Annotated in this window: 11 protein-coding genes (1 of these 11 running past the window's edge); 9 read left to right on the forward strand and 2 right to left on the reverse strand. The window is 63.7% G+C overall.

Features of this window, described 5'->3' with window-relative positions; genetic code table 11:
- The 3 genes in view from ACYQ1P_RS17020 to ACYQ1P_RS17030 are tightly spaced (at most 7 nt apart) and all read left to right on the forward strand, a layout consistent with a single transcriptional unit that may run on beyond the window.
- Nucleotides 1-1,214 carry the 3' portion of a peptidoglycan DD-metalloendopeptidase family protein gene (locus ACYQ1P_RS17020; protein ID WP_460021534.1) on the forward strand. The gene continues 124 nt to the left of window position 1, outside the view, so 1,214 of the gene's 1,338 nt are visible here — the last part of the coding sequence; the start codon falls outside the window, past its left edge; it ends in the stop codon at nucleotides 1,212-1,214.
- 7 nt (nucleotides 1,215-1,221) lie between these two features.
- A complete protein-coding gene (locus ACYQ1P_RS17025) occupies nucleotides 1,222-1,995 on the forward strand; it encodes an alpha/beta fold hydrolase (RefSeq protein WP_460021535.1) in 774 nt (257 codons plus the stop codon).
- Nucleotides 1,996-1,999: 4 nt separating this feature from the next.
- Nucleotides 2,000-4,009 (forward strand): YgiQ family radical SAM protein, encoded by a 2,010-nt coding sequence (locus ACYQ1P_RS17030; protein WP_460021536.1) that lies wholly within the window; start codon nucleotides 2,000-2,002, stop codon nucleotides 4,007-4,009.
- Here ACYQ1P_RS17030 and recQ read toward each other — a convergent pair.
- Nucleotides 3,987-5,783, reverse strand: a complete 1,797-nt coding sequence (gene recQ, locus ACYQ1P_RS17035; RefSeq protein ID WP_460021537.1) for a DNA helicase RecQ — start codon at nucleotides 5,781-5,783, stop codon at nucleotides 3,987-3,989. The genes ACYQ1P_RS17030 and recQ overlap by 23 nt on opposite strands.
- A gap of 69 nt (nucleotides 5,784-5,852) precedes the next feature.
- Here recQ and ACYQ1P_RS17040 point away from each other — a divergent pair, with 69 nt between their 5' ends.
- Together ACYQ1P_RS17040 and thiE are read left to right on the forward strand one after the other, a co-directional pair.
- The gene (locus ACYQ1P_RS17040) at nucleotides 5,853-6,269 is read left to right on the forward strand and encodes a hypothetical protein (protein WP_460021538.1); all 417 of its coding nucleotides are present in this window, start codon (nucleotides 5,853-5,855) and stop codon (nucleotides 6,267-6,269) included.
- Nucleotides 6,270-6,279: 10 nt separating this feature from the next.
- The gene (gene thiE / locus ACYQ1P_RS17045) at nucleotides 6,280-6,903 is read left to right on the forward strand and encodes a thiamine phosphate synthase (protein WP_460021539.1); all 624 of its coding nucleotides are present in this window, start codon (nucleotides 6,280-6,282) and stop codon (nucleotides 6,901-6,903) included.
- On the opposite strand, the gene ACYQ1P_RS17050 is transcribed toward thiE, so the two are convergent.
- On the reverse strand, nucleotides 6,900-7,574 hold the full coding sequence (locus ACYQ1P_RS17050; RefSeq protein ID WP_460021540.1) for a hypothetical protein: 675 nt from the start codon (nucleotides 7,572-7,574) through the stop codon (nucleotides 6,900-6,902). The genes thiE and ACYQ1P_RS17050 overlap by 4 nt on opposite strands.
- Nucleotides 7,575-7,737: 163 nt before the next feature.
- On the opposite strand from ACYQ1P_RS17050, the gene efp reads away from it, so the two are divergent.
- From efp to ACYQ1P_RS17070, 4 genes are all read left to right on the forward strand, one after another.
- Nucleotides 7,738-8,307 carry an elongation factor P gene (gene efp, locus ACYQ1P_RS17055; protein ID WP_460021541.1) on the forward strand — a complete coding sequence of 190 codons (570 nt, stop codon included), beginning with the start codon at nucleotides 7,738-7,740 and terminating at the stop codon, nucleotides 8,305-8,307.
- A 17-nt stretch (nucleotides 8,308-8,324) separates the two neighbouring features.
- Nucleotides 8,325-9,128, forward strand: a complete 804-nt coding sequence (locus ACYQ1P_RS17060) for an inositol monophosphatase family protein (protein ID WP_460021542.1) — start codon at nucleotides 8,325-8,327, stop codon at nucleotides 9,126-9,128.
- 150 nt (nucleotides 9,129-9,278) lie between these two features.
- Nucleotides 9,279-10,367, forward strand: coding sequence for an OmpA family protein (locus tag ACYQ1P_RS17065; protein ID WP_460021543.1), 1,089 nt, complete (start codon nucleotides 9,279-9,281; stop codon nucleotides 10,365-10,367).
- Between the two features lie 33 nt (nucleotides 10,368-10,400).
- Nucleotides 10,401-11,549 carry a flagellar motor protein MotA gene (locus tag ACYQ1P_RS17070; RefSeq protein ID WP_460021544.1) on the forward strand — a complete coding sequence of 383 codons (1,149 nt, stop codon included), beginning with the start codon at nucleotides 10,401-10,403 and terminating at the stop codon, nucleotides 11,547-11,549.
- The last annotated feature ends 1 nt before the right edge of the window (nucleotide 11,550 follow it).

Consider the following 11,550-nt stretch of genomic DNA (forward strand, 5'->3'; position numbering starts at 1 on the left):
ACAACAAGGACACTGCCCGGCAGCCTTCGGTCGAACAGGCCGTCGCCGCCCTGCAAACGCCGCGTCCCGCCTTGGCCCCGCCGCCGCCCGTGTTGCAAAAGACTTTTCACCAAACTGTCGGACGCGGCGACACCCTGGCTTCCATTCTGGCCCAGGTCAATCTGTCCGCTCCGGAACGCCTGAAGGTTATTCGCGCCCTGAGCAAGGCCTATAACGTCCGCCGCATCCTGCCCGGGCAGGAATTCGAGATGACCCTTGCTGCGCCCGACTCCGAGGGCGCGCGGGCTCTGGAGAAGCTGGTGCTCAAGGTGGATTACCGGCATGAGGTCCATTTGTTCTCCACGGACGATGGCTATAAGGCCCAAAAAGTCGAAAAAGCCCTGGCCCGCGAACTGGCACGGGGCACCGGCACCATCTCCGGCAGCCTGTACGTGGCGGCTCAGAAAGCCGACATTCCGGCCAGCATCATCGCCGAACTGATTCGAATCTACTCCTGGGACCTGGATTTTCAGCGCGACATCCGCACCGGGGACAGCTTCGACGTGGTCTATGAGCGGCTGATCGACGAAGACGGCGAATCCGTCGCCACCGGTCGCATCCTGGTCGCTTCCATGACCTTGTCCGGCGACAAGCGCGATCTTTATCGTCACGAACTGAGCGACGGCCGGGTGGATTATTTCGACCAGAACGGCCAAGGGGCACGCAAGGCCCTGATGCGGACTCCGATCAACGGGGCGCGCCTGTCGTCCGGATTCGGCAAGCGCAAGCATCCGGTGCTCGGCTATTCGAAGATGCACAAGGGCATCGACTTCGCGGCCCCCACCGGCACCCCGATCTTCGCCGCCGGGGACGGTGTCATTGTCAAGCGCCAGCGCAATGGCAGTTACGGCAATTACATCAACATCCGCCATAACAGCACCTACAATACCGCCTATGCCCATATGAGCCGATTTGCCAAGGGCCTGAGCGTCGGCAGCCGGGTTCGTCAGGGGCAGGTCATTGGCTATGTGGGCACCACCGGACGTTCCACCGGGGCCCATCTGCATTTTGAAATTCTCAAGGGTGACCGTCAGGTCAATCCGCTACGGGTCCGCATGCCGTCAGGCGAAAAGCTTGAAGGCAAGGAATTCAAGAGCTTCGAAAAGACCCGCCAGGATCTGGACCGCAAATGGGCCGGGATCGCGCCGACCAGTCAGGTGGCGCAAGCGGACTGAGGGTTCGGTGAGCCTCGATCTTTCCTACAAGACCCAGGGTGCCGGACGGCCCCTGTTGCTGATCCATGGGCTGTTCGGCTCGAAAGGCAACTGGGCCGGGGTCGCCAAGGCGCTGGCCGCCCACCATCATGTGTTCGCCCTCGACTTGCGCAATCACGGCCAGTCCCCCTGGACCGAGCGCATGACCTATCCGGACATGGTCGAGGACCTGACCCATTTCATCCGCCAGCACAATCTCGGCCCCTGCGACGTGGTCGGCCACAGCATGGGCGGCAAGGCGGCCATGCTGCTTGCCCTGAACCATGGGGAACTGGTACGGCGGCTGGCGGTGGTGGATATCGCCCCACTGCCCTCGGACGGCGATTTCCGCGACATCATCGAGACTCTGGCCGAAGTGCCGCTGGCCGAATGCGATAACCGGGACGATGTGGACGCTTTGTTGGCCGACCACATTCCCACCCCCGGACTGCGCGGCTTTTTCCTGCAAAACCTCCAGCGCACCCCTGATGGTCTGGCCTGGCGACTCAATCTCGCCACGCTGCATCGGGACATGGAATCCATCACCGGCTTCCCGGAGATTCATCCCCATCAAGCCTTCAACGGCCCGACCCGCTTTCTGGCCGGGATGAAGTCGGACTATGTGACTCCGGCCCATCTGGGGATCATCCGTCGCCTGTTCCCCCATGCGACGCTGGAACAGATTCCCGACGCCGGGCATTGGGTCCATACGGACCAGCCACAGGCTTTTCTGGACAGATTGCGGCGTTTCCTCGATACATAGCCACATGTCGACACCCCCCGCGCTGTTCTCCCATCGCCCCCATTGGGCGAAACGATTCGGAGTCGCGCCGTTCCTGCCCATGAGCCGGGCGGAAATGGAGCTGTTGGGCTGGGACTCCTGCGACGTGATCATCGTCACCGGGGATGCCTACATCGACCATCCCAGTTTCGGCATGGCGATCATCGGGCGGCTGCTGGAAGCGCACGGCTTCCGGGTCGGCATCATCGCCCAGCCCGACTGGACCTCCGCCGCCGCCTTCACCGCCTTGGGGCCGCCCAATCTGTATTTCGGGGTAACCGGCGGCAACATGGATTCCATGGTCAACCGCTACACCGCCGACCGCCGCCTGCGCCACAACGACAGCTACACCCCGGACGACGCGGGTGGCAAGCGTCCCGACCGGGCGGTGACCGTCTATGCCCAACGCTGCCGGGAAGCCTTCAAGGGAGTCCCGGTGATCGTCGGCGGTATCGAGGCTTCGCTGCGCCGCATCGCCCATTTTGATTATTGGTCGGAGAAAATCCGCCGCTCTGTGCTATTGGATAGCAAGGCCGATCTGCTGCTGTACGGCAATGCGGAACGGGCCATCGTCGAGCTGACCCACCGTCTGGCGCGCGGTGAGAAGGTGTCCGAGATCACCGACTTGCGCGGCACCGCCTATGCCCGGACCGGACTGCCCGAGGGCTGGCGGGTCGAGGACTGGAGCCAGGTCCACGACAGTCCGCCCCGCTTGGGTGGCGATCAGGTGGTCGTTCGGCTGCCCGCCTACGAGCAGGTGCTTGCCGATCCGACGCTCTATGCCCAGGCTTCGCGCACCCTGCATCTGGAAAGCAATCCGGGCAATGCGCGGCCGTTGGTGCAATGCCACGGAGACCGCGAGGTCTGGCTCAATCCGCCCCCCATTCCCCTGGAGACGGCGGAACTGGACAGGGTTTATGAGTTGCCCTATGCCCGCGCCCCTCATCCGGCCTATGGCGCAGCTCGAATTTCGGCCTGGGAGATGATCCGCTTTTCGGTCAACATCATGCGCGGCTGCTTCGGCGGCTGCTCCTTCTGTTCCATCACCGAGCACGAAGGCCGCATCATCCAGAATCGTTCGGAAGACTCGATCCTGCGCGAAATGGCGGCGATCCGCGACCGCACCGCCGGATTTACCGGCACCATTTCCGATCTTGGCGGACCGACGGCGAACATGTGGCGACTGGCTTGCAAGGATAAGGCAACCGAATCGGTCTGCCGTCGTCTGTCCTGCGTCTTCCCGGATATCTGCAAGAACCTGAACACCGATCATGGGCCGCTGATTCAGCTCTATCGCAAGGCGCGTGCTGTCACCGGGGTCAAGCGGGTGCTCGTCGCCTCCGGCCTGCGTTATGATTTGGCGGTGCGCAGCCCGGCCTATGTGAAGGAACTGGTCTCCCATCATGTGGGCGGCTATCTGAAGATTGCCCCGGAGCACACCGAACCCGGGCCGCTGTCCAAGATGATGAAGCCGGGCATGGGAAGCTATGACCGCTTCAAGATCCTGTTCGACAAATTCTCCAAGGAAGCGGGCAAGGAACAGTATCTGATCCCCTATTTCATCGCCGCCCATCCGGGGACTTCCGATGAGGACATGCTTAATCTGGCCCTGTGGCTCAAAAAGAACGGTTACCGTGCCGATCAGGTGCAGGCCTTCCTGCCGTCGCCCATGTCCCTGGCCTCGGCCATGTATCACAGCGAGCGCAATCCGCTCAAACCCCTGAATCGCGTCAATCCAGAAATCGTGGTGACCGCCAAGGGCCTGAAGCAGCGCCGCCTGCACAAGGCGTTCCTACGTTATCACGATGCGGAAAACTGGCCGATGCTGCGCGAGGCGCTGAAAAAGATGGGCCGTACCGACCTCATCGGTCCGGGCAAGAAACATCTGGTCCCCGCCTGGCAGCCCAAGGGCACCGGCCAGGGCGGCGGCGAGGGCCGTCGGGTCGGACAGAAAAACAAGCCGCAGAAATTTCTTACCCAGCACCAGCGCAAATAACGTCCAGGAACTGCGCCCCATAGCGCTGCAGTTTCTTTTCGCCGATGCCATGCAAGGCCGCCAGTTGGTCCAGGGTGGTCGGCTGTCGGGCCGCCATTTCCTGCAAGGTGCGGTCGGGGAACACCACATAGGCCGGGACATCGGCTTCCTTGGCCAGGGCGGTGCGCAACTGTCGCAATCTCAGGTACAAATCTTCGTCCAGATCGGCCAGTTCCGGCGGCGGGGCCTTGACCGCCTTGCGCTTGCCCCCGGCGACCAGGGTCGGCTTGCGACGGGAAAAGCTTTCATGGCCGCGTAATACCCGGTTGCCCCGTTCGAGGATGCGCAGCACCCCGTAGTTGGCGATATCCGGCGTTATCAAATGGGCCGCCGACATTTGCAGAATCAGTGTGGTCCAGGCCTGGATGGTCAAGTCGGCCCCGACCCCGAAGGTCTTCAGTTGGTCGTGGCCGCGCTCGACGATGCGGTCGGTGACCGTGCCGCGCAGGATGTCGATCACATGGCGCGCCCCATAGCTCTGCCCACTGCGCCAGATGGCGGAGAGCACCTTCTGCGCCTCCACCGTGGCCTCTTCGCGTGGCGCGTCGCCCAGGCAGAGATCGCAATGGCCGCAGGGTCCGGCGCTTTCGTTGAAGTAGGACAACAGGGTCTGACGGCGGCAATCGGGGGCCTCGCACAGGCCGACGATGGCGTCCAGTTTCTGGTTTTCCACCCGCTTGTGGTCGGCGTCGGCCTCCGAGCTGTTGATCTGCTGACGGCGGAAGGAAATATCCTGCAACCCGTACAGGGTCAGGGTCTCGGCGGGCAGGCCGTCCCGTCCGGCGCGGCCGATTTCTTGATACCAGGCCTCAATGCTCGACGGCAGGTCCGCATGGGCAACGAAGCGCACGTCGGGCTTGTCGATCCCCATGCCGAAGGCATTGGTGGCAACAATGACCACCCCGTCCTCGGTCTGGAAGCGGTCCTGGGCGGCGTTGCGCACATCGTCCCCCAATCCGGCGTGATAGGCCTCGGCATCGATGCCCGCCTTGCGCAGTCCTTCGGCCAGTTCCTCGGTGCGCGCCCGGCTACCGCAATAGACGATCCCCGATTGGCCCGGAAAACGCTGCACAAAGCGGGTGATCTGGGTCGTCGGATCGTTTTTCGGGGTCAAGGCCAGTTTGAGGTTGGGGCGGTCGAAACTGGCGACGATCTGTTCCACCCGATGGTCGAACAGCCGCGCTGCGATACTGGCTCGGGTCGCCTCGTCGGCGGTGGCGGTCAGGGCGATACATTGAATGCCGCCCAGCCGCTGACGCAAATCGCCGAGCATCAAATATTCGGGCCGGAAGTCATGACCCCATTCGGAAATGCAATGGGCCTCGTCGACCACCAACAGCCAGGGCCGCGCCTCGGTCAGACGGCGCACCATGAAATCCTGACAGGCTTTTTCCGGTGACAGATAGAGCAAGGTCAGTTCGCCCCGCGACAGGGCGACTTCCGCTTCCCGGTTGGCCTCCGGGCTATTGCCCGAATGTATGCCCGATGCCCGCACCCCGAGCGCCCGCATCTGCGCCACCTGATCGCGCATCAGAGCCTTCAATGGCGAGATGACCACCGTCAGGCCGCCATGACAGACGGCGGGAAGCTGATAGGTCAGCGACTTCCCGGCCCCGGTCGGCAACACCGCCAACAGGTCCCGTCCGTCGAGCAAGGTCCGCACGATCCGCTCCTGATTGGGCAGAAAAGCGGAAAAGCCGAACACCTGTTTCAGGGTGGCCAAGGGATCGGTCATGAAGTCTCCTCAAATCGGAAAGGCGCGACGGCTTGTCTCCCGGTGCATGACGGTGCAGAGTCATACCCCATGGTCCCGGTCATCGTCCATCATCTGCACCACTGCCGCATGGCAGCCACCGCCGCACAGGCCGCCGGGCGGGCCTTGCTGCTCTGTTCGCCGCCCAACGCCGGGGCCAATATCGGCGCGGCGGTGTTCCATCACATGGCGCAGATCACGGCGGAAGAGTTCCCCGAACTGTCCCTGCACGCCTTGTTGGATTGCGGCGATGCGCCGGGGTTGGCGCTCAATGCGTTGCGCCAGGGGGTGACCTTGATCCATCTGCAAACCGCGCCGGAGGTCTTTGAGAAGGTCCGCCAGATGGCCGAAGCGCAGGAGGCACGGCTGCTTTCTTCATGGCCCGAGGCGCTGGATCTGGGCGCACCGGATTTTCGACCGAACGCCCTGTCGGAATGGCTTCGCGACGCGGCGGATTTCTGTCTATGATGCGGCCATCATGAGCGAATCAAACTGCCGACTTTATCTGATCACCCCACCCCGGCTCGACCCGCAGGCTTTCGCGCCGATTCTGGTTGCGGCGCTGAGTGCGGGCGATGTGGCCTGTCTGCAATTGCGCCTCAAGGACGTGAGCGACGACGACATCCGCCGCGCCTGCGATATTCTGCGCCCGCTGGCCCAATCCCACGACGTGGCCTTTCTGCTCAATGACCGCCCGGATCTGGCCGCCGAATGCGGCTGCGACGGGGTGCATGTGGGGCAGGACGACTGGCCGTACAAAAAAGCCCGCCTGGAAGTGGGGGATCGGGCCATTGTCGGAGTGACCTGCCATGACTCCCGGCACTTGGCCATGGAAGCCGCCGATTCCGGGGCCGACTATGTGGCCTTCGGCGCCTTTTACGATACCCCGACCAAGGCCCCCAAAACCCGCGCCGGAACCGATCTGCTGTCTTGGTGGTCGGAGCTGATGACCGTGCCCTGCGTCGCCATTGGCGGCATCACCCCGGACAATGCCCGCCCGCTGGTCGAGGCCGGGGCCGATTTCCTGGCCGTGTCGTCCGGCGTCTGGGAGCACCCGGACGGTCCGGCCGCCGCCGTCCGCGCCTTCAACGATCTCTTTTAGGGACACAGTGCCACGTCGGGCGTGCCCGGACGACGAAAGCCGCAAACGGTTTGACGGGCCAGCCGCACCACCTCCGCCGCATCGGCCAACCGCTTGATATGGAATCCCACCACCAGCTTGAGCCCCGGGGCATAGGGCAAATCCGTCAGACAGAAGGGCGAACGCTCGGTCTCGGTCTTGCGGCACACCAGGGCCAGCGGCTGTTGCGGGTCCGGGCGCACCAGCACATCGAATAGCTGGGGCGTGTCGGGATGGGCGCAGACCTTGAATCCCGACCGCTCGCGGGGACAGGTCGCCAGGAACCCGGGCTTGAAATAGAGGTCGTTCAGGTGCGCGCCGGGGGCCAGGGCATAGAGATCAAATGAGATCTTGTAGGGCAGGCCCAGCCCACCCTGGAAAAAAGCCTTGGTGTCTTCGCCATAGGGTTTGAAATCAGGCCACACCGCCGTCATGTGGATGGCACCGTCAACCTTGCCCTCCCAGTTCGGCTTGTACCACAGGAATGCCTTGGGGATCTGAAATTCGTGCCCCTTGAGGGTCAGATCCACCGGCTGCAAGGAGTCGGTCTGTCCCATTTCGGCCATCGGACCGGTCCACAGGGTGACGGCGATGGCGGCCATGGCGAGGCCCACGCCGACAAACAGCAGCCCCCCCGCCGTTGTGATATTCATGCGAGGATTTCCTTTCCCAGGCGGTCCGGGCTGGACCATGACAAGCCGCACCACCGCCTTCCTTGACTTTCATCAAGTCTGCCAGGCATTGCCAGTGGCCGGACAAGCTGATAGGTTCCGCGCCTGTTTCGGACCCAGTCTTTTTCTCCACAGGTGACATATTATGAAGATCAACGGGAACGCCATCCGGCCGGGGAATATCATTGAGCATCAAGGCCGCCTTTGGCGCTGTGTGCGGATTTCCCATACCCAGCCGGGCAAGGGCGGTGCCTATACCCAGGCCGAATTGAAGGATATCCGCGACGGCACCAAGCTCAACGAGCGCTTCCGCTCTTCCGAAACCGTCGAGCGGGCAACCCTGGAACAGCGCGACTTCCAGTATCTGTTCTCCGACGGCGACATGCATACCTTCATGGACAACGAGAATTATGAGCAGATTGCCGTTCATACGGATTTGATCGGCGAGGACATGATTCCGTTCCTGCAAGAAGGCATGCAGGTGGTCATCGAATCCCACGAGAACAGCCCCATCGGCGTCTCGTTGCCGGAAAAGGTGGTCTGCGAAGTTGTCGAGGCCGACGCCGTAGTCAAGGGGCAGACGGCGTCCTCGTCCTATAAGCCCGCAGTTCTCGACAACGGCGTGCGCATTCTGGTGCCGCCGCACATTTCCACCGGCACCCGCGTGGTGGTGGCCACTATCGACTCCTCCTATGTGGAGCGGGCCAAGGACTGAACAGGGGCACTGAACCGATGCGCACCGTCCGCAATCCGGTGGTCAACGTCATGATGACCGCCGCCACCAAGGCCGCCCGCCGGATGATCCGGGACTTCGGGGAACTGGAAAACCTCCAGGTTTCGAAGAAGGGACCGTCCGATTTCGTGTCCGCCGCCGATCTCAGGACCGAAAAGATTCTGTTCGAGGAACTGGGCAAGGCGCGGCCCGGCTGGTCGTTCCTGATGGAGGAAGGCGGTCGGGTGGACGGCGACGGCTCCGACGACCGCTGGATCATCGACCCCATCGACGGCACCACCAACTTTTTGCATGGCATCCCGCATTTCGCCATCAGCATCGCCCACGAGCGCAACGGCGAGATTCTCGAAGGATTGATCTACAACCCGGTTTATGACGAGGCCTTCTGGGCCGCCAAGGGCGAGGGGGCGCATCTCAACGACCGCCGCCTGCGGGTGTCTGGCCGTACCGACATGAGTCAGGCGCTGTTTGCCACCGGCATTCCCTATCAGGGCCGTCCCGGTCACGACACTTTTTTGAAGACCGCCGAAGCGGTAATGGCGGTGTCGTCCGGTATCCGTCGCATGGGCTCGGCGGCGCTGGATCTGGCCTATGTGGCCGCCGGACGCTACGACGGTTATTGGGAAGAAGGCATCAAACCCTGGGACATGGCGGCGGGCATTCTGCTGGTCCGCGAGGCCGGGGGCTACGTCTCCGATCTCAAGGGCGGCTCCGCCATGCTCGACAAGGGCGAGGTCATCGCCGCCAACGACCGCCTGCATGGTCCGTTCAGCCGCCTGCTGCAACAGGCTTTGCGTGCTTGAATTCAAGATAACCTATTGAGAAGTGGCGACCCCCTGGGCTATGGTGGACCAGCGACGGTGGGGTTTGTGGATTGGTGCCCTGATCGTCGGCCAATGAAGCGGGGCGAACAGGGCGGCCAGATGACGCGCGCAACATCAGCATGTAAGATCATGAACGGGATTCCGCGGTGGCGGGATTGTCTCGTCGCCGTGGCGGCGCTGACCTGGTGCGGAACCGCCCAGGCCCAGAGCGGGATGGATTACAATCCCAATGTGGTGGTGGATCTGAGCGTCCTCGGACAGGGATCGCCGTCCTACGGCAGCACCGGCTACGGGGCCACCATCGGACCCGAGGCCTATGGCGGCGGCAGCCGGGGCCTGCTCATGCCCAATACTAAATACCCGCACTCGCAATTGCACGTTCCGGCACCGCAACTGGCCCCAACCTCGTCTCTGGCCGCGCGCAGCCAACCGACGCCCCGTGCGACGCCGGTCCCCGAGGACGATGAAATTCCGGTCTCCCGGCTCGAAGTCGCGCCGCCCAAGGCCCTGCCTGCGGCCCCGGCCCCCCAGGCCCCGCTGGCCCCGCCCAAGGCTCCCGATACGCCGATGGCCAAACCGGCGGCTCCCGTCGAGAGCCCGCCCGCCCCCGCTTCGGCGCCGACCCGGATCAGTCCGCCGCCGACCCCGCCCGCCGCGCCCGTGACAACGCAACCGGCTCCGCCGCCGCCGGCTCCAACCAAGCCTGAGGTCAAGAGCGTCACCCCGTTGCCTCCGGCCCCGCCGCCCCCACCCAAGGCCCCCGGCCTGACACCGCCGACGGCACCGCCCGCCGCGCCCAAGGCGGTGAGCGTCCCGCCTGCGCCGCCGACTCCGACCAAGACGCCCGAGGTGGTCGCCTCGCTGACCGAGGCCCCGGCAGCCGTCCTCGACAAGGCTGTGGCTGAAATGCCCAAGGCGATGGTCACCTTCAAGGGTGAGGAGACCCGCCTGAGCGCCGATGCCCGCACGACTCTCGCACAGACCGTCAAGTTGCTGACCGATAGCCCGTCCTCGCGCCTGCAATTGCGCGCCTTTGCCGGTGGCGAGGGTTTGTCGGCCAGTCGCGCCCGCCGGGTGTCGCTGTCCCGCGCCCTGGCCGTGCGGTCGTTCTTGATGGATAACGGTGTCGCCAGCAACCGCATCGACGTGCGCGCCCTGGGCGACAAGTCCACCGAGGAGCCGATGAACCGGGTGGACCTGCTCCCGGTCGTTCGCTAGCCCCGCCCCCTCGCCCGAAGGACCGAGACCGCCATGAAACGGCCCCAGCGTTTCCTGACCCGCATGATCCTGTTCCTTGCCGTGGTGTGCGGCGGCTGTTTCGTGCTGTTTCCTCCGCTCAAGCAGGCTTTTCTCGCCAATGCCCCGCTCAACGGGTTGATCCTCGGTGTCCTGCTGCTGGGCGTCATCTATAACTTCCGGCAGGTGTTGCTGCTCTATCCGGAAGTGCGCTGGATCGAGAATTTTCGCCGCGAGGACATGGTGCTGTCGGAGGCCCGCCAACCCACCTTGCTGGCCCCCATGGCGGCCATGATGGGCGAACGGCGCGGCCATGCCCTGAGCCTGTCGACTCTGTCGACCCGCACCCTGCTCGACGGCATTTCGTCGCGGCTTGACGAATCGCGCGATATTTCCCGCTACATGACTGGCCTGTTGATCTTTCTCGGCCTGCTCGGCACCTTCTGGGGTCTGTTGGAAACCATCAGCGCCATCGCCGACGTGATCGGCAGTCTGCCCGAAGATGTCGCCAACATGGCTGCCGTGTTCGGGGAATTGAAAGCCGGTCTCGAAGCCCCCCTGAGCGGCATGGGCACGGCCTTCAGTTCCTCCCTGTTCGGGCTTTCCGGGTCGCTGGTGCTGGGCTTCCTCGATTTGCAGGCCTCGCAGGCCCAGAACCGCTTCTATAACGATCTGGAAGAATGGCTGTCCGGGCTGACCCGGCTGTCCAGCGGCGTGCTCGGCGAAGGCACCGGGGACCATTCGGTTCCGGCCTATGTCCAGGCGTTGCTGGAACAGACGGCGGAGAGCCTGGAAAACCTGCAACACACCCTGGCCAGGGGCGAGGAGAACCGCATCGACACCTTTGCCGGGATCAACTCCCTGGTGGAGCGGGTCAGCATCCTGACCGACCAGATGCGCACCGAACAACACCTGCTGAAAAAGCTCTCGGAAACCCAGATCGAGATGCGCCCGATCCTCGACAAGCTGGCCGACGCCACCATCGGTTCCGGCGGCCTCGACGAGACCTCGCGCGGCCATTTGCGCAATCTCGATGTCTATGCGGCGCGCATCATGGAGGAAATGTCCTCCGGCCGGGATGACACGGTGCGCCAATTGCGCAGTGAGATTAAATTGCTGGCCCGGACCATCGCCGCCCTCGGCCAGGGCGGGGATCAGAACTAGA

The sequence above is a fragment of the Magnetospira thiophila genome, assembly GCF_054657015.1.